The organism is Clostridium sp. ZBS2 (assembly GCF_023845855.1).
GTDB lineage: Bacteria > Bacillota > Clostridia > Clostridiales > Clostridiaceae > Clostridium > Clostridium aquiflavi.
This window is the reverse complement of record NZ_JAMQIF010000019.1, coordinates 215,998-236,851: the sequence shown is the minus strand read 5'-3', so window position 1 is coordinate 236,851 and position 20,854 is coordinate 215,998. Positions and strand designations below refer to the sequence as shown.

Annotated in this window: 12 protein-coding genes; all 12 read right to left on the bottom strand. The window is 29.0% G+C overall.

The genetic code is table 11. The annotated features are described in order from the left end of the window. Positions 1–73: 73 nt before the first annotated feature. Positions 74–1,033 (bottom strand): tRNA dihydrouridine synthase, encoded by a 960-nt coding sequence (locus NG918_RS12310; RefSeq protein ID WP_252214368.1) that lies wholly within the window; start codon positions 1,031–1,033, stop codon positions 74–76. A 127-nt stretch (positions 1,034–1,160) separates the two neighbouring features. After that, entirely contained in the window at positions 1,161–6,212 is a 5,052-nt protein-coding gene (locus tag NG918_RS12305) for a S8 family peptidase (RefSeq protein ID WP_252226425.1), read from the bottom strand. Positions 6,213–6,592: 380 nt separating this feature from the next. Further along, the gene (locus NG918_RS12300) at positions 6,593–10,162 is read right to left on the bottom strand and encodes a S8 family serine peptidase (RefSeq protein WP_502801312.1); all 3,570 of its coding nucleotides are present in this window, start codon (positions 10,160–10,162) and stop codon (positions 6,593–6,595) included. A 163-nt stretch (positions 10,163–10,325) separates the two neighbouring features. Further along, positions 10,326–12,134, bottom strand: coding sequence for a S8 family peptidase (locus NG918_RS12295; RefSeq protein WP_252214372.1), 1,809 nt, complete (start codon positions 12,132–12,134; stop codon positions 10,326–10,328). A gap of 542 nt (positions 12,135–12,676) precedes the next feature. After that, a complete protein-coding gene (locus NG918_RS12290; protein ID WP_252226424.1) occupies positions 12,677–13,411 on the bottom strand; it encodes a Rossmann-like domain-containing protein in 735 nt (244 codons plus the stop codon). Between the two features lie 21 nt (positions 13,412–13,432). Further along, entirely contained in the window at positions 13,433–14,470 is a 1,038-nt protein-coding gene (locus NG918_RS12285) for an ABC transporter ATP-binding protein (RefSeq protein WP_252226423.1), read from the bottom strand. Between the two features lie 20 nt (positions 14,471–14,490). After that, the gene (locus tag NG918_RS12280; protein ID WP_252226422.1) at positions 14,491–15,300 is read right to left on the bottom strand and encodes an ABC transporter permease; all 810 of its coding nucleotides are present in this window, start codon (positions 15,298–15,300) and stop codon (positions 14,491–14,493) included. Positions 15,301–15,342: 42 nt separating this feature from the next. Then, positions 15,343–16,137, bottom strand: coding sequence for a molybdate ABC transporter substrate-binding protein (gene modA, locus NG918_RS12275; protein ID WP_502801311.1), 795 nt, complete (start codon positions 16,135–16,137; stop codon positions 15,343–15,345). A gap of 325 nt (positions 16,138–16,462) precedes the next feature. Beyond that, entirely contained in the window at positions 16,463–17,938 is a 1,476-nt protein-coding gene (locus NG918_RS12270) for a protein adenylyltransferase SelO (RefSeq protein ID WP_252214376.1), read from the bottom strand. A gap of 414 nt (positions 17,939–18,352) precedes the next feature. After that, a complete protein-coding gene (locus NG918_RS12265; protein ID WP_252214377.1) occupies positions 18,353–18,748 on the bottom strand; it encodes an HI0074 family nucleotidyltransferase substrate-binding subunit in 396 nt (131 codons plus the stop codon). Beyond that, positions 18,729–19,034, bottom strand: a complete 306-nt coding sequence (locus NG918_RS12260) for a nucleotidyltransferase domain-containing protein (RefSeq protein ID WP_252214378.1) — start codon at positions 19,032–19,034, stop codon at positions 18,729–18,731. Before NG918_RS12260 ends, NG918_RS12265 begins: the two co-directional genes overlap by 20 nt. A 106-nt stretch (positions 19,035–19,140) precedes the next feature. Further along, positions 19,141–20,586 (bottom strand): glycosyltransferase family 39 protein, encoded by a 1,446-nt coding sequence (locus NG918_RS12255; protein WP_252226420.1) that lies wholly within the window; start codon positions 20,584–20,586, stop codon positions 19,141–19,143. Between the last annotated feature and the right edge of the window lie 268 nt (positions 20,587–20,854).

Below are 20,854 nucleotides of genomic sequence, written 5' to 3'. Positions count from 1 at the left end.
ATAAAATTATTTTATTATCTTCTCTTGTTCTTCTTAATCATACTTATTTAATAAAATATAGCCATATTTAATTTTAATTATTAAATAATCCTGCTCCTTCTATGATTTCCTGCTCCATAAATAAACTTGAAACTGCTTCATTATAATCACTTAACTTTTGTGACTTCTTTATTTTTTTAGCATATTTTTTATTATCTGAAAACATGTAAATCATATATCCCCATAGTTCTTTCATTCTAAAGATTGCATTTCTATCTTCATTAAATAATTCTATATATTTATTAAAAATTTCACTATGAAAATCTTTTAATACTTCTTTATCTATAAAAGTATTATTTTTAATCTGATTCATTAACCCTGGATTTGCTAGTATACCTCTTCCTAGCATTACTTTGTTTACTTCTGGAAAAGCTTTTATTAATTTATTATGATCATCAACATTAAAAATATCACCATTATAGCATACTTGATTGGTGCTTAAAGATAATGCATCTTTAAATACCTCTAAATTAGGTTTATTTCCATAAAAATCTTTTTGTGTTCTAGGATGAATAATTAATTCTTCTATAGGATATTTATTGTAAATTTTTATTAGTTCATAAAATTCTTCTGGACTCTCCTTTCCTATTCTAGTTTTTATAGAAATTTTCATATCATCTATTTTAAATATTTTATCTAAAAACATATCAAGTTCTTCTCTTTTGGCTAGAAATCCTGATCCTCTATTTTTTGAAACAACCGTTCCAGCAGGGCAGCCTAAATTTAAATTAACCTCATTATAACCTAATTGTTGTAATTTTCTAGAAGTATTAATAAAACCTTCTGAATCATTGGTAAGTATTTGAGGTACAATATTCATCCCTTTATTATTTTCAGGTAAAACATCCCTTAACTCTTTAGTTTTAAGACTTCTGCTTTTATTTGTAACAATAAAAGGGGTAAAATATTTATCAATATTATGAAAAAATTTTTCATAAGCATTTCTATATATATATCCTGTAATTCCTTCCATTGGTGCTAAATAATATTTCATTTAATGACTCCTCATAATCTAAGTTATATTTGCTTATAAAAGTAGTATTTAATTTCCCACACTATTATTCTTTTATAAACTTTCCAAAAAACATTATATCAGGATGAACTTTTCTTATCTACTTAATTTATTTATTATAATAATCTATATCCCAACTTTTAGGCAGCCTTATAAATAAATTACCTACATAATATTCATTCCTTGGTTTCTCTATTTCTCTATTACAATTAGCATCTTTATCATTTTTTTTAGATCTAATATTATTAAAGACCCCCTTCAAACTAAGCATTCCATATCCCCACTGAGGATTAGGATATACGTCTCCTGGTCTTTGCTGAGCACCTCTTATCAAATATGTTTTTAATTTGTCAGCATACATTGTAGTATCATTACCATCAATAATTCCCCATTGAAATAGTAATGCACAGGATCCTGCTACAACAGCACCTGCCACACTTGAACCACTAATAATTGCAGTGGTTCCATCTACCGAAGTGGTCTTAGCATTAACTCCTCCAGCTGCAATATCAGGCTTTATCATATCATTTCTTGTAAACCCTCTTCCTGATTCTGGTACGATCGAATTATTATTTTGATTATAGTATGCTGCAGTTATAACACTGCTAGATGTTCCTGGAAGAGTCAATGTAATATATGGGTTAGGTCTAAGAAATCTTGTATCAGGTGCTATAAGTTCTCTCTGTAATATCCATGCATCATATCTTCCTACTAAAATTAATTCTCCTATAAGCTTAAATTGCCATATACCTACTCTAATATCTCTTGCCACAATAACTATTTTTTGATCTCCACTTATTTCCTCTGGTATAAAATATTCTATTGTCATTTTAGTTTCTTCATATACAAAAGTAACATCTACAATTTCCTTAAGCTTTGGAGGTATTCTTTTAATAACCTCACCAGTTGGAGATGTTATTGATAGTGCTACTTTATCTGGCTTTGAAATCCATATTTCAATACGTATATCTTTCTGTTTTTCTCCTATTTTAAGTTCTATAATGCCAATATCTCCTGCACTCTTTATTGTTCCTGAAGTATGAGTTGCAGTATTTCCTTGATTACCAGTTGGAGCAACTACTGCAACTCCAATATTTTTACAAATTTCTTCTGAATATCTTTCAACTAAGGACTCTCCAGTATGAGCACCCATATTTGTTCCTAATGGAATATACATTATAATAGGCTTATTTAATTTAGATGCTAAATCTAATAAATATCTCATACCTAAAAATACTGAAGTATTTTTATATGAAATTTCATTTCCATAAAGTGCATAAGCTTGTCTGAAAGCCTTATTACCTGATCTAAGCTTTACAACTGCTAAGCTACACTTCGGAGCTACTCCTATAAGTTCTGGATTAGCGCCTTTTGCTGCTATAATACCTGCTATTTTTGTTCCATGACCTATTTCATCCTTAGATGGTACAATTTTATATGGATCACTACCATTTCGATTTGCTTGTATTGCCTTATTAATATCATCTTGCGTGTATATAGTCCCCGCTATAATTTCTGGTTGTAGAGTATCGTTTTCAATATTTTGATCATAAATTGATATAATCCTAGAAGTTCCATCTTTATTTATAAATTCATCATTTAAATAATCTATTCCAGTATCAACGATGCCAACAATAACCCCCGAACCATCTAATGATAAGTATTCGCTATTGTGAAATAGTGTTGCTTCTGATGCTATTACAGGTGATATATCACATAGTGTAAGAGCTGAACCTGGATCTGCAAAAATTATTTCTTTAGTTGTCTTTAATACCTTGCTATTTATTTCATATGGCAATGTTATAAACGCTCGTTTTTCATCTATTATATATACATCTGAATCTTGAAACTTCTTTATTGCATTAACTATATCTCCTCTATATTCAACTACTGTATTTAAATTATTTTCTTTTAAAAAATAATTTATTTTTTTATTTATTGATATTTCTCTGTTTTTCTCTTTTTCAAGTCCTCTAATATTATCAAAAACCCCTTTTACATCTAGCATACCATAACCCCACTGAGGATTAGGATAAACGTCTCCTTGTCTTTTATTTGCTCCTCTTATTAAATATGTTTTTAATTTTATAGCAAACATTGGACTGTCATTTCCCTCAACAATCCCCCACTCAAGCAATAGTGCGCATGCCCCCGCTGTAACAGCACCTGCCACACTTGAACCACTAATAATTTGAGTTCCTCCACCTACAGAAGTTGTTATAGTATTAATTCCACCTGCTGCAATATCTGGCTTAACCATATTATTCCTAGTATAACCCTTACCTGACTCAAGTACAATTGAGTTGTTATTTTGATTGTAATATGCTATAGTTATTGCCCCCTTGGAGGTTCCTGGCGTAGTTAATGTAGTATTGGGAATAGGATTAAGAAATTTTGTATCTGGCGCTAAAATCTCTCTTTGTAATATCCATGCATCATATTTTCCAACTACGATTAACTCACCTATAAGTTTAAATTTCCATATGCCTTCTCTAATATTTCTTGCAATGATAAGTATTTTTTGCTCTCCTGTTAATTCCTCAGGTATAAAATATTCTATTGTCATTTTAGTTTCTTCATACAGAAAATTAATATCTGTCACTGTTTTAAGCTTTGGAGATATTTTACTAATAGCTTCACCTGTAGGAGATATTATTGATAATGCTACCTTATCTGGCTTGGACATCCATATTTGGATACGTATATCATGCTGATTTTTTCCTATCTGAATTTCTATAGTTGCCTCTTCTCCTTTATTTTTTATTACTCCTGAAGTATGAGTATCCGTATTTCCTTGATTACCACTAGGAACAACAACTGCTACACCATTATAATTAGAAATTTCAGTTATATATTTTTCAATAAATGCTTCTCCATTATGAGGTCCAGTATTGGTGCCTAATGGAATATATATTACAATAGGCTTCTTTAACTCAACTGATAAATCATACAAATATTTTATGCCAAGTAATATGTCTGAATTTTGGTATACAGGCTCATTTCCATAAACTTGATAATACTCTCTAAAAGACTTAAATGCTGGTCTAAGTTTTACTATTGCTAAATTGCACCTAGGCGCTGCACCAATTATCCCAGGTGTAGCACCTCTTGCAGCTATTATCCCTGCCATATTTGTTCCGTGACCTATTTCATCCTTAGATGGTACAATTTCATATGGATCTTGCCCATTTTTTTTAGCTTGTATTGCCTTATTTATATCCTCTTGTTTATATACAGCACATTTAAGCTTAGATGAGTTATCTGGAATACTTCTATCCATGATTTCTAAAATTCTAGTGGTTCCATCCTCATTTATAAATTCTTCATTTAAATAGTCTATTCCTGTATCAATTATCCCTACAATTACACCTAAACCACTTAGTTGTAAATAAACATTATTATGAAACACAGTAGCTCCAGATGCTTCTACTGGTGAAATATCGCAAGTTGTATATGCATCGCCTAAATCTACATATACTATTTCATGTGTTGATTTTACCATATCATCATAAATTTCATATGGTGTTGCAATTAATGCACGTTTTTCGTCTACTATATATACTGACGTATTTTTAAAATTCTTCAATGCATTAACTATATCACCTTTATATTCAACCAAAAAAATCATATTATTTATATCAAAAAAATTATTTGGAGGTTCCGCCATCTCTCTGCTATTTTGTTCTTTTAATCCTCTAATGTTATCAAAAACGCCCTTCATATTGATGATTCCATAACCCCACTGTGGATTAGGATACTCATCACCTTCCCTTTTGGATGTTCCTCTTATTAAATATGTTTTAAGTTTTATTGAATACATAGATCTATCTTTACCCTGAACAATTCCCCACTGGAATATAAGTGCACAACATCCTGCAACTACAGCTGCTGCCACACTGGATCCACTGATAATTTTGTCGCTATTATTTCCGTAAATTGCTAATGCATTAACTCCACCAGCTACTATATCTGGTTTTATTCTATCATCCCTTGTATAACCTCTACCAGAATCTACTTCAATTGCATTGTTAGTTTGATTATAATACCCAACAGATATGGCATGTCTTGATGTTGATGGAATCATTAATGTTCCATCTGGATTTGGACTTAAAAATTTTGTATTTGGTGCAATTATTGACTTCTGTGGTAAATAAGCATTATATTTACCTACTGACACCATTTCTCCTAAAAGCTTAAAATCCCATATACCTTCAGCTATATTTATGGCTGTAATATTAATTTTTTCATCACCACTTATTTCCTCTGGTTTAAGATACTGAATAAACATCTTAGTTTTTTCATATATAAAATTAATTTCTGTAATCTTTTTGTTTATGGGCGCTATTCTATCAACTATTTCTCCAGAAGGAGATGTAATTGATAATGTTACTTTATCTGGTTTAGAAATCCATATTTCAAATTTTAAATTTTTTTGTTTCTCATCTACTATAAGCTCAATATTAGCAACATCACCATCTTTAACTATTACTCCTGAAGTATGAGTATCTGCATCTGCTTCATTTCCTGTTGGTACAACAACAGCTACTCCTCTAATTCTTGAAATCTCATCTATATATCTTTCATTAAGAGCTAATCCATTGTGAGCCCCCATATTATAGCCTAGTGGTATCAATATTACAATCGGTTTCTTTAGATTCATAGAAAGCTCATATAGATAGCTTATTCCACTAAACACTGCAATATTTGAATAGATAGGTGCATTTCCATATACATAACCTTCCTCTTTTAATTTTTTACTTGCAGGTAATAGTTTTACAATAGCTAAATCACATTTAGGTGCTGCTCCTGCAAGTGATGGTTTTGCGCCTCTACCAGCAGCAATTCCTGCCATATTTGTACCATGACCTATTTCATCCTTTGAAGGTACTATTGCATACGGATCTTTACCTTCTCTTTTAGCTTTAATTGCATTATTTATATCCTCTATTGTATACTCAGTTCCTAGAGCTTGACCACTAGGTCTTTTTCCTGTATTAATTGTTTGATCAAAGATAGCTAAAATCCTTGAGGTACCATCTACATTTATAAATTCTTCATTTAAATAATCTATTCCCGTATCAATTATTCCTAATATAACACCTGATCCATCTAATGGTAAGTACTCATTGTTATGAAACTGCGCAGCTCCAGATGCTTCCACTGGTGAAACAGCACATAATGTATATATGGCTACAGGATTTCTATAAGTAATTACATTAGATAGTTTACTGACTATCTCCTCTATATCTTCATCTATAACTGATAGTAATGCAGTATTTTCATTAATTACAAATACCTTAGCATTTGTAAATTTATTTACAGCACTAACAATATCTCCACTGTAGTCTACTAGTGCATATGTTACATTGTCTCCTGTAAAAACATCATCTGAATCCTTTCTATGATCTTTTTTATAAATCTTACTCTTTTTTATACTAATCCCCCCTTTTGACTATCTATGCACTAATATAAAAATTGAGACTAGAGAAGTAATAATGAATTATAAAACTCCTCAGAAAATTCATAATTCATTCTCAACTCCTAACTCTCAATTAAATATTCTTTAGGTAATCTTATAAATAAATTACCAACATAATACTCGTTTTTATATATTGTTTTTTTTGTAACTATATTTTTCTCTTCTATACTATTGTTAATTTTAAATCTAATATTATCAAAGACTCCCTTCATATTAACCATACCATATCCCCACTGTGGATTAGGATATACATCACCTTCCCGTTTTGATGTGCCTGCAATAAGATAAGTTTTAACTTTTGTTGCATATAAATTTATATCATTTCCATTAACAATTCCCCACTGAAATATCAGCGCTGAACATCCTGCTACCACAGCTGCTGCCACACTAGATCCACTAACAAGTTGCGTTCCAGCATCTCCAGCCTTAGATACTAAAGCATTTATTCCACCTGCTACTACATCTGGTTTAACTCTACCATCTCTTGTATATCCTCTTCCTGACTCTCTTACATTAGAATTATTATTTTGATTATAATAGCCAGTGGATATAGCATATGCTGATGTTGATGGAACAGTTAAAGTTATATATGGATCTGGATTTAAAAATTTTGTACCTGGTGCTAACAATTCTCTCTGAATTAAATATGCATCACATTTCCCAGTTACAACCAATTCTCCTGTAAGTTTAAATATCCAGATTCCTTCCCTTATATTTCTAGCTTTAATTGTAATCCTTTCCTCACCAGTTAATGTTTCTGGTATAGAGTATTCTACATATATTATGGTACTTTCATATAAAAATTTAATTTCTGTTATTTTATTAAGAGCAGGTGGTATTCTGCTAATTACTTCTCCAGAAGGAGAAATAATTGATAATGAAAATTTATCTGGTTTAGACATCCAAATTTCAAATTTTATATTTTTTTGACTTTTATCTATTTTAAGCTGAATACTCTGAGTATCACCTGTTTCAACTATAGTTCCAGATGTATGAATATCTGAATCTCCTTGATTTCCATTTGCCACAACCACAGTTATTCCTTTAACCCTTGAAATCTCATCTATATATCTCTCAATAAAGGATAGTCCATTATGAGGACCACTATTTGTACCTAAAGGTACAAGTATTACCATAGGTATTTTTAACCTACGAGATAAATCATATAAATACTTAATACCTGCAAATACAACTGAAGTTGAAAAAGCAGGTATATCTCCGTATACCCCAAAGTCATCTCTTAATGATAATACTGCAGGACTTAATTTTACAACAGCAAAATTGCATTTCGGTGCTACGCCTCTAACTTCTGGATTTGCACCTCTAGCTCCTATAATTTCTGCCATACTAGTACCATGACCAGTTGAATCCTTTGCTGGTACTATTTTATAAGGATCCTCACCACTTCTCTTAGCCTTAATTGCTTTATTTATTTCTTCTCTAGTATACTCACTACCTCCGTACTGGCCCTCAGGTGGTTTCCCAGTAGAAATATTTTGATCCCAAATAGCTAAAATTCTTGATGTGTCATCTTCATTAATAAACTCCTCATTTAAATAATCTATACCCGTATCAATTATACCTATAGTAACGCCACGACCATCTAGTGGTAAGTAAATACTGTTATGAAATACAGTTGCTCCCGATGATTCTACTGGTGAAATATCACATAATGTATGCAATACAGTAGGAACTGCATAAATAATTACATCAAAAAGTTTATTAATTACTTCATTTAAATCTCCTTGTACCGCTAATATTGCATAATTTTTATCAGCAATAAAAATACGAGCATTGGTGATTTTTTTTACAGCACCAACAATATCCCCCTGATATTCTATAGTTGCAAAGATAGTGTCTTGTAATGTAAAAAACTCCTCATCTGTAATATTATCCATGTTATTTTTTGATGTATTTTCACCTCTAACATTCGCTAATTTTAGTAAATTTAAAGAATCATAAGCACATACAATGCCATAACCCCAGTTAGGATCTGGATAAAGTACCTCTGTCCTGTCTCTTTTAGCACCTTTTGAAAGATAATACTTAAGCCTATCTCCATAAAGAAATGGATCGTTGCCCTTAACTATTCCCCACTGTAAAAGTAATGCGCATATTCCTGCTACATGAGGTGCAGCCATTGAAGTTCCACTTTTAGTATCAAACCCATTATCTGATACTGTAGATAATATTTGTTCTCCTGGAGCTACTATATCTGGTTTTGTAAATGAAGTTTTATAAAATTTTCCCCTACCTGAAAAAGATGAAAAAGTATTTGTTCTATTGTTATAGCTACCCACTGATATTACACTCTCTACTGTAGCTGGAATTCCTAAGGTATTATATACATCTGGCTTAAGAAACCTTGTTTTTGGATTAAGAGCTTCTGTAATAGGAAGCCATATATCATATACTCCCCTATATTTATTAAGAACTTTTAAAATTAATTTCCATTCACCACTTGGTAAAGATTCTGAACTTGGCAAAATACTTATAGATATTTCTCCATTTATATCAAAAGGCTTAGGTCCTGTATTATAAATAATACATTTATCAACGCCTATATTAATTTCTCTATATCCATCACGAAGGACTATTTCTCCACTTTTTTCACCTAATGAATTCTCTATCTCAATAGAAACATCAACTAAAAGTGGTTTATATAATTGTAGATTTATTGCTACTTCAGAATCTGCTACACCAAATGGAATTACATTCACATCGCTTAATTCACCACCAACATGATGAGCTGCCTCTCCTTCATTTCCTGATGCAATAACCATTGCTACTCTTTCAAGCTTACATATAGTGTCTATATATTGTTCTAAAAGACTAGTACCATTATGGGCCCCATCATTAGTACTTAAACTAATATTTATAGCAAGTGGTTTATTAATTTCATTTGCCTTATCTACAAGAAACTTTATTCCTCTCATAATCTGAGTACTTAACGCAAAATTTAAAAAACCATATCTAGTAATTTTCACCATAGCAATTGAGCTTTTAAAAGCTACACCATAATTTTGTTTTGGTATTTTACCTCCTGCACAAGCTATTCCTGCCACATGTGTTCCATGATTTATATGATCTCTTACATCTACAATTGCATATGGATCTGTTGATTTTAAGGCTTCATTTATTTGAACTTTATCATAAACTTTTTTATTCTCTCCTAAATCATAAATAAAATCAATTCTCGTGTTGCCATCTTCATCTATAAAAGCAGGATGAGTATAATCTATACCAGTATCAATAAATCCAACTAGTACACCCTCTCCAGTTAAGCCATACCTATCCCAAACATTTGGAACACAACAAGCCTTATTGCTTTCAAAATCAGAAGTAAATAAAACTTTTGGTAACTCTACATATTGCACACCTTCTATCTGAGATACTTTGCGTATGTCTTCTGACTTTAAAGTAACAATACCAAAACCAAAACCTAAATTTTCAAATATACCACCTATCTGCTCCACAGACTTCGTTACTTTATCCAAATTATTTCCAAACAAAACTACTATTTCTATATTTCCTTTATTAATTTTTTCATTTTGTGCTAAAGATGTTACCTTATATAGTAACTGTTCTGGTATTCTATTCAATAAGTTTAATTTAGAATCAAACTTGCTAATTTCTATGTTAATCTCCTCCTGAAAATATAGCTATCTATAATAGATTATTCAAATATTCCTTAATAAAAAACCATTTAGCATTTATATTTTTAACTTCAATTGTAAACTCTAAATTAACTAATAGATAAATTCCTTGGGAACTTCATCAATCATTTTTAACTAATTACTTTCTGGGTAATCTTATAAATAAATTACCAACATAATACTCATTTTCACCTATTGTTTTTTCAATAACTATATCATTATTGCCTATAAACTCATTAACGTTTAATCTAATATTATCAAAGACCCCCTTCATATTAACCATGCCATATCCCCATTGTGGATTAGGATATACGTCACCTTCTCGCTTTGATGTGCCTGCAATAAGATAAGTTTTAACTTTTGTGGCATATAAATTTTTGTCATTTTCATTGATAATTCCCCACTGAAATATAAGTGCTGAGCATCCTGCTACGACCGCTGCTGCTACACTAGATCCGCTGATAGCTTGTGTTGCACCACCTACAGCAGTTACTAAAGTATTTACTCCACCTGCTACTATCTCTGGTTTAACTCTCCCATCTCTTGTATATCCTCTACCGGATTCTGTTACATTTGAATTATTATTTTGATCATAATACCCAACAGATATGGCATATGATGATGTTGATGGAATAGTTAATGTTATATATGGATCTGGATTTAAAAATTTCGTACCTGGAGCCAATAATTCTCTTTGCAGCAGATATGCATCATACTGACCACTTATAACCAATTCTCCTATAAGCTGAAATGTCCAAATTCCTTCCCTTATATTTCTAGCATTAATTGTAATTTTTTCCTCACCAGTTAGTACTTCTGGTATAGAGTATTCTATATATATTATAGTACTTTCATATAGGAATTTAATTTCTGTTATTTTATTAAGACTAGGTGGCATTCTACTAATTATTTCTCCAGAAGGAGAAACAATTGATAATGCAAATTTATCAGGTTTAGAAACCCATATTTCAAAATTTATATTTTTTTGATTTTTATCTACTTTAATCTGAACACTTTTAGTATCACCTTTTTTATTTATCTTTCCAGAAGCATGGTTACCTGCATCTCCTTGATTTCCAGTTGGTACAACTACAGCTATTCCTCTTACTCTTGAAATTTCATCTATATATCTCTCAGTAATAGATAATCCATTATGGGCACCTCTAATTCCACTTAAAGGTAAAAGTATTACAATAGGTTTTTTTAACTTATAAGATAAATCGTATAAATACTTCATACTTAAAAATAAAACTGAAGTTGAAAAAGTTGGTGCATTACCATACACGCCAAAAGCTTCCCTTAATAATTCAGGAGCAGTTCCCAATTTTACAATAGCAAAATCGCATCTTGGTGCAGCTCCTATAATTGCTGGATTTACACCTCTAGCTCCCACAACTGATGCCATGTTTGTGCCATGACCATTTTCATCTTTTGAAGGCACTATAGCATAGGGATCTTGTCCATCTCTTTTAGCCTTAATAGCCTTATTTATTTCTTCCCTAGTATACTCACTACCTACAAACTGTCCTTCTGGATTTTTTCCCGCAGTTATGTTTTGATCCCAAATAGTTAAAATTCTTGAAGTATCATCTTCATTAATAAACTCCTCATTTAAATAATCTATACCAGTATCAACTATACCTACAATAACCCCTGACCCATTTAGTGGTAAGTAAGCACTGTTATAAAAGCTAGTTGCTCCCGATGCTTCTACTGGTGAAATATCACACAATGTATACAGTGAACTAGGATTAACATAAACAATTACTTCAAAAAGTTCATCAACTACTTCCTGTACATCTCCTATAACTGCTAATATTGCACGATTTTTATCAACAATAGCAACACGAGCATTAGGAATTTTTTTCACCATACTCACAATATCACCTTTATATTCTATAAGTATATATACAGTATCTAATAGTGCAAAAAAAAGTTCATTTGGCATATTTCCTATATCTTCTTCTAATCTAACATCTTCTTTATCCTTAAATAAGTCTAATCCATCTATATTAATCTCCTCCTTGTATATTCTTTGCTAGACTCATTTACATTTTAATTATTGTATTGAAATAGGTAACTGATATAGAATATGCTAATGATAGCTAAATAATTAATACTAGGTAAAACTCTTTAATTCTAAAAATCTCTAACAGCATATCATAGAAGTATTTCATGCTTTAAAAATTCTACAAATTTCCAAATAATAAAAAAAGATGTTACTATAAAGCTATTAAAAAATTATTTTATAGCAACATCTTTTTTATTATATTTGTACTCTTCTTTATATGTTAATCTATACTATTCCTACACTCATTTGCAGACGCAATAATTATTTTTCACATAGTTAAACGTTATATTTTTAAAAATTAATAATTTACATAAAAAATATAACTAGAAAATAAATTTCCAGTTATATTTAAATATTTAATTTATAGACTGCAGCTAACTAAAAGATATCATATACCATATTAATTAACATTATACCTACTATTTTGAACATGAACAAAATCTTTCAAGATTCATTAAAGATGCTGCTCCTGCAAGTGTTGTACCAAAAAAAATAGTAGGTTTATCGATTAAAAAATTTGTTATTGTTTTATTTGCTATTGTGCTGCCTGTAGCAACTACTATATCACACCAATTCAACAAATCATCTATAGATTTATTTCCATCTTCAACTAACACACCGTATTTAATCTTACCTACTGTATCACAAGCTAAATCTACAATTCTAAGTGAAAATTTTTTAGAAAGGTTGTCTAATATTGCAGGTTGATACCCTATCATCGCTATTTTAGGATCATCATATTTCTCTTTAATATAATAAGCAAATTTCTCTGCACATACTTCTGGTTCTCCATCTTTGCAATGAATAGTTTTATCTGTTAATTTTAAATATCTACATACAGCATTTAAAGTTGCAATATATACCGCTGTATCAAAATTAGTTTTTAAAGGCATTTCAATAATTTGTTTTAAAGTTCCTTCAAAATTATTAGGCATATCCGTAAAAGCTTGACCTTTTTGGCCTCTAAAATCTGCTTCAAGCAGTTTTTCCTTTCCCTTTATAATAGGAAAATCTTTTCTATCTGGATTTCCTATAGCTTCCTCTGGCTTTAAAGCCTTTCCTTTTACCTTAACCTCATCATTTAAAAAATTATTATCATTAACTATATTCATAAATTTATTAAATAAACTATTATAAAATTCTGCTTCATTCATATTATTGCCTCCATAATTCTATTATAAAATTTGTATATCACTATCTTTAATTCCCACATACACTTCTTTCCCTGGATTTAGCTTTAAATCTTCAATGCATTTTTCTGTTACAAATGAGTTTAATTCAATACCTATATCAACTATAACTTTTTTTATAAAACCTTGATTAATAATTTCAACAATTCTACCTTTGAATTTATTCTCAAAGCTTTGAGTTCTAGGGTCTAAGAACAGAAAAATATTTTCACCACGTACTGCAGCTATGGCCTCATTAAGTACACTGTTATTTTTAACAACAAATTTCACATCATTTGATAAAATCGCTCTTCTATCACTTACCTTACATTTAAATAGATTACTAAATCCTGTGAATTTAGCTATAAATTCTGATGAAGGATGTTCAAATATTTCCTCTGGACTTCCAATTTCAAGAATTTCTCCATTATTCATAACTGCTATTCTGTCTGCTAAATACAAAGCCTCATTAAAATCATGAGTAACATGAATAGTTGTAGTATTTAGATTTTTATGCATTTTTTTTAGGTTTTGTTGAAAAATTTCTTTAGTACAAGGATCAAGTGCACTGCTGACTTCATCCAATAATAGTATTTGTGGTGAAGTAATAATAGCTCTTGCGAAAGCAATACGCTGTTGTTCTCCTCCACTTAACATAGATATATTTCTATTCAATAAATGCTCTATATTAAGCATTTTACATATACTAAATAAAGCTTGCTCTGAACTACTTTTAGACATGCTTTTTACTTTAGAACTAAAGAGTATATTTTCTCTTACAGATAAATGAGGAAACAACAAATAATCTTGATATACAAATCCTATATTTCTATGCTCTGGTGGAACATTACTCAAATTTCTATTATTTATATATATACTACCTTTATCCAGATTATAAATTCCTGCTATTATTTCTAAAATTATAGTCTTACCTGCTCCTGTAGGTCCTAATATAACAAAATATTCCCCTTCTTTTACTTCAAAACTTATATCTTTAAGTGTAAAGTTACCTAGTTTTTTATAAATATGCTCTAATTTAAGCATGAAATAACTCCTTTTTAGTATTATTTTATATTTTCTGTATTTCTCTTTTCAAGCAATTGAAAAATAGACAAACATACTATAGACATAATTATTAATATTGTTGCTGCTGCTAACGCTTTATCCAGTTCCCCACCAGCTAAATTTAAAAATATTGCTGCTGGTAATGTCTCTGTTTTCATACGAATAGCTCCTGCAAGCATAAGAGCAGTACCAAATTCGCCCAATGCACTAGTCCATACAATTATAACTCCTGAAATTACTCCATTTCTTGCTAACGGAAGCGTTACCTTAAAAAATGATTCACAACTGCTATAACCAAGTGTTCTAGCAACAAATTCTAACTTAGGATTAATACTTTCAAAAGTTACTTTTAAAATTCTTATCATATATGGAGTATTAATAAAAAAATGAGCTACTATTATTCCATATACAGAAAAAACAGGATCTATTCCTAATTTAATAACAATATTTTCTATAGGCTTTGTAGTAAATAGTAATAAAAGAGCTATTCCTGATGCAATTGGTGGAATTGAAATTGGCATTTGTACTATTGCATTTATAATTTTTTTACCCCAAAAGTTAAACCTAACTAATCCATATGATATAGGTATAGAAAACATCAAACAAATTATTGTTGATATGGTTGATGTAAAAAAGCTTAACTTAATTGCAAACTGAATTTCTTTATCCAAGAGACTTTCTATTAAATTAGGAATGCCTCTTAGTAATACCCCAAATATTGCAAAAATTATAAATAATATGAAAACCAAAAGAAATATACATATAGATGTTTTAAAAAAAATGTCTTTTAAATTTTTATTAAATTTCATTAGTTAGCCTCTCAATACTACTTTAAAGTAAACATTTACATATTATTCAATAGGTTTTAAATTATTTTTTGTAAATATAGCCTTTCCTTCATCTGAATTAGTAAAATCAATAAACTTTTGACTTAACTCCTTATCTTCACAACTTTTCAGAGTACTTATATTTACCTTTTCAACTGAATTTTGTTCATTTGGAATTTGAATGCAATCTATATCTTTAGCTGCATTAAGAGCATTATCTTCCCAAACAATTGAAGCATCTGCTTTTTTCATAGAAAGATAGGTTACTATCTCATTTACAGTAGAAACTGTTGAAACAATATTAGGTTTTACCTCATCTTGAATGCCTGCTTTAGTAAATAATTTCATAGCCAATTTCCCCAATGGTGATGTTTCAGGGTCTCCTAAGATAACTCTGACTTCAGACTTTGAAAAATCTTGTAAGTTTTTTATATCAAGTGGATTTCCTTTAGGCACAGCAATTACAGGTGTATGATATGTTAAATCCTTTTTATCTAGCGTTAATTCTTTTTTATTTGCCGTTTCATAATCTTTATTTGAAGGTAATACACAAATATCTCCTTTATGTGAAATCTCCATTTGACCTATAAGATCTGATGCATTAGCATAAGTAAATTCAGCTTTAACACCATTTTGTTTTTCGAATTTTTCCCCTATTTCATCCATTGGCTTTTTTAAACCTGCAGCACAATAAATTAATAAAGATTTGTCTTTTTCATTATTTGCAGTAGTAGGTTTTGATGCTTGTCCGCATCCCCCTAACATAATAGCAACTATTAACAATGTTGAAATTAAAATCAGTGAATTCCTTTTCTTCACAAAAATCATCCTCTCTTCTAGTAATTCATTTTAGCCCCTTTCACTCTAATGTTACCATCTTCTTTCGTATTCTATACAAATAGAATACCACTCCATTATTTCCCAGTCAATAAATTCCATATCTATTTTTTCATTTTTCAACATATTAACTATTTCTATGACTGTTTATTTAAATTTATTATAATTTTCTATTATAAATATTTTATCTAAAAACATATTAAGTTCTTCTTTATTTTCCACAAATTAAAATAACCCACAACAATAAACTGCCCTCTGTCAAGTAGACATTGGGCAGTTTAGAAATGTATTGCATTTTTATCTTCATTTAAGTACCACAATAAGTCTTATATGCACAACTTGTTGATTTTGGTAATGTAGAATAATATTCATTGATATTTGAATAATCATAAGGATTTTTAAGAACATCTACAAGACGTTGCATAACACCATAATCATTATATTTAACTGCTGCATCTAAGGCCTCTTCTACTCTATTATTACGTGGTATCACTGTTGGATTATTTTGTTCCATTAGATTCTTTAATTCTTCACTTGATTCATCTTGCCTTGTTAATCTTTCTTGCCATAATTCATACCACATCTTAAATTCTTCACTTTTAAACATATCTATATCATTTAGATTTCCTAATGTTAAATTACGAAAAGTGTTTGTATAATCTGCCTTAAATCTTTTCATCATAATTAAAAGAGATTGTATTAACTTTTTATCTTCTTCTTCTTCATTAAATATTCCAAGCTTTGCTCTCATTCCCACGTACCAATATTTATTATATAAATCACTATACTTAGATATTGAATTTTCAGCTATCTTGGTCGCCCTTTCTAAATCTTCATCTAATAATGGTAACAATGTTTCTGCAAATCTAGCTAAGTTCCAAGCTCCTATTTTAGGTTGATTCCCATAAGCATACCTCCCATTAATGTCAATAGAGCTAAATACAGTATTAGGGTCATAGACATCCATAAATGCACAAGGACCATAATCAATCGTTTCTCCTGCAATAGATATGTTATCAGTATTCATAACTCCATGAATAAATCCCACTAACTGCCATTTTGAAATAAGCTTCGCTTGACTCTTTATAACTTCATTAAGTAAATATAAATAAGGATTACATTCATATTCTGCCTTTTTGAAATGTCTATTTAAAGTGTAATCAGCTAATGCTTTAAGTTCTTCAAATGTTCCCCAATTTGCAGCAAATTGAAATGTACCAACGCGTATATGACTTTTTGCTATACGTGTTAAAATTGCTCCTGGTAAAATTTGTTCTCTTATTACATCTTCCCCTGTTGAAACTACTGCTAAACTACGAGTTGTCGGAATTCCTAACCCATACATGCCCTCACTTATTATGTATTCTCTAAGCATTGGCCCTAAAGTGGCTTTTCCATCTCCACCTCTTGAATATGGCGTTCTACCTGTGCCTTTAAGTTGAATATCAAATCTTTCTCCATTTTTTGATATAAATTCACCTAAAAGAACGGCTCTACCATCCCCTAACATTGTAAAATGTCCAAATTGATGACCTGCATAAGCTTGTGCAATTGGAACTGTACCTTCTAAAATTTTATTTCCAGCAAAAAAATTTACTTCATCATCACTTTGCAAAAACTCTTCATTTAACCCTAGATTCTTTGCTAGTGATCTATTAAATGCTACTAGCTTCGCACTTGGTACTTTGTTTGGATTTTGTTTTGAAAATAATTTTTTAGGAAGTTTAATATACGTATTTTCTAAATTCAAATGAGCATTAGTAATTACTTCTTTATTATTCATTTTATCTCCTTTAATATTTATATTTGTAATAAAGTACTAGATATTCTTATAATTACATATTTATAGCTAAATTATAAAAATAGCTATAGTTTACTTCATTAGTTTATACATAAATTTTTTTCTTATTAATCTTTATTGCTATAATTTACACTATTATTTCATCAATAATATTAACTTGTATATATATTTATAATGAGAACTTTTTCTTCATAAGTAGATGATTCATAATAATTAGATGATTCATAGAATTTATAATAAAGGCTTCACTTAAGCTTTTAAATAATTTGTCTTGTTCTCAATTAGTTTTATCATAAAATAAAGAAAAGCCCTTAATTCAAAGGACTTTCCATTGTATCACGCATTCTATTATCATTTAACTAATAAGGAGTATCTACTCCCTGATTGAATATATATTTATATCATTTTCTCTAAATTACTCACTAATTCACCAATTGCTCCAACATAGCAATTAACTATTCTATTAGCAATATCGCTTACTAACTCTTCATTATAAATATGGGATGTTTTATTTCTATCTTCTAATAAGTTAATCCATACTTGATCATCTGAAATTAGATTATTAACATATGCTTTTTTATAAATGGTTCTAGGAAATGAATTTTCTAATGTCACCCCTGAATAAGTTAAAAATTCTTTTAGTGTTTTATGTGTCAATTCATAAGTAAATTCAAACCTTTGTATTAAACTATCTCTTATGATTTCATCTTTACCATCATATAATTTACTTACTTCCATTAATTTATTATATGCTTTTTTTAAATTCATATATTTAAAATCTATATTTCTCATATATAATGACACCATCCTTATTAATCTGCTCTTTAAAAAATTCATCCTTTATATTTTTCATATCAGAGAAATCAAATTCTAGTAATGTTCTAGTATTTAATTCAATATCCTCGATATATTCTCCTAAATCCTTATCTGAGTATATAGCCAAATCTATATCACTTTTTAAACTATTATCTTCTCTAGCCCTTGATCCAAAAAGAACTACCTTATTTATATAATCATATTTTTTACTTATATTTATTATTTCTTCTAATATATTTTTATCTAAATTCAAATTAATCACCTTTAATTTTTTTAATATAATTATAACATAAGCAAATTATAAATATACTTATTATTTTATTTCAAGAATTATAGAAAATATAATTGTTTTTAAATAAATTATAAATCTATTCATCTTTTGCTTTAAATAAAAATCTATCTTTAATTCCATCAACAGCTAAAATAATAAATAACCAACTTATTATATAACCATATCTATTTTGATTTTCAGTAATTAAATAAGCAGCTATATATCCTAGAAATATTAGATAAAATAAATTTAATTTTGAGTTTGAATTCATAACACTTCTCTTCTTTAATCCTAAAAAAATAAAAATCAATATTATAATATAAAATATTTGAAAAGGTGCTGAACTAAAAATTCCTATCTTAAATATTATTTTTTCTTTTGGAACATCTTTTTGAGTCCAAAGAGATCCTGCAAAATCTCCTATACACCATTGTGATCCTAATTTTCCTAAATAAAAAATCAACACTTTAATAGTAGGCGCAGTTGTAAACCTATCATGTATTACTTCTTTACATTTTAGTTTAAGTTCATCATAGTTATTTATATTTTCTTCTACCAATTTTGCATCTTCAACGTTCCACATACCTAAGCTGTTAAAATTAGTTCCTTTTAATACATTTGTTATTTTAGGTTCGCTTCCTCTCCATAATGGATTTTCTGTAATATTTACCTTTTGAAGAATGCTACTAACTAAAACTATAATTAAAAAATATGGAACAATAACAAAAACTATATTTATTAACTTTTTAAATATTCTATCTTTATAATAAATTAAAATATATAAAGTATATGCAATTAAAATTATAATAGCAACCATTCTAAATAAATTTCCGAAAGCTAAACATATGCTACTGAGACAAAATAATCGAAATTTATATTTATCAGATTCAATACCTCTTAAAAATAAGTAGATACTTAATAAATAAAAAGGCATTGCTAAATTTTCACTACAAAATACTGAAGTATACGTTATAAAAGGTGGAAATACACTTGCTATTAATAATGATAATAATGCTTTTTCTTTGCTTTTAAACAATTCTAGTGTTATTAAATATACAATTAACACTACTGTTGTTCCTAAAAACAAGCTTATAATCTTCATAATTAACAAATTATTTGCTGGAGATAAATATTGTATTGCTGCCATATATAAAACATGTATAGTTAAATGTGGGAATCTTCCTATATAGCCTATTCCTTTAAAACAACTTAAATCTCCTGATATGAAATTTTTACCACATTCATACATGACTTTAAAATCAGAATTTGGTGTATTATCTGCATTTAAAATCCACAAAATTTTGATAAAAATTGATATTAATATTAATGAAAATATTTTTTGTTTATAGCTAATATTAGAATTTATTATTTTATATTCAAATAATATAGAAATTATTATAACTAATAAAAATACTATTGTCCCAACATTGCTATCTATAAGTATAGGAAATAAAATACAAATGCTCGCTATAATTATAATTGATAATATAATTTTTAGCATTGTATTCATAACCTTAGTAAATAAGTTATCTAATTTATTCATTTTTACTCCTTTAACTTTCAAACATATAAAATTTATCAAACAATTCAAGATTAAGTGCTTGTCTAGATTTTACCTTCTACTAAACAAACATTTCACTTTATAAGTTTACCATTTTTGCTTTTATATGTCTATTTTGCTGCATTTAATCATATTTTATATAACAAAAAGAAGTTACATTTGAAAAAGTCAAAAATCTTTTTCAAATGTAACTTCCATTAATAAAGGTTTCTTCAATAATTTAAAAATTATTTTAGCAGGGTGTTGATAT

Excerpts from the sequence above, each read along its gene's own strand:
- NG918_RS12310 (WP_252214368.1), bottom strand. The coding sequence starts at position 1,033 with ATGAAATATTATTTAGCACCAATGGAAGGAATTACAGGATATATATAT.
- NG918_RS12295 (WP_252214372.1), bottom strand. The coding sequence starts at position 12,134 with ATGCCAAATGAACTTTTTTTTGCACTATTAGATACTGTATATATACTT.
- NG918_RS12290 (WP_252226424.1), bottom strand. The coding sequence starts at position 13,411 with ATGAATGAAGCAGAATTTTATAATAGTTTATTTAATAAATTTATGAAT.
- NG918_RS12285 (WP_252226423.1), bottom strand. The coding sequence starts at position 14,470 with ATGCTTAAATTAGAGCATATTTATAAAAAACTAGGTAACTTTACACTT.
- NG918_RS12280 (WP_252226422.1), bottom strand. The coding sequence starts at position 15,300 with ATGAAATTTAATAAAAATTTAAAAGACATTTTTTTTAAAACATCTATA.
- NG918_RS12270 (WP_252214376.1), bottom strand. The coding sequence starts at position 17,938 with ATGAATAATAAAGAAGTAATTACTAATGCTCATTTGAATTTAGAAAAT.
- NG918_RS12265 (WP_252214377.1), bottom strand. The coding sequence starts at position 18,748 with ATGAGAAATATAGATTTTAAATATATGAATTTAAAAAAAGCATATAAT.
- NG918_RS12255 (WP_252226420.1), bottom strand. The coding sequence starts at position 20,586 with ATGAATAAATTAGATAACTTATTTACTAAGGTTATGAATACAATGCTA.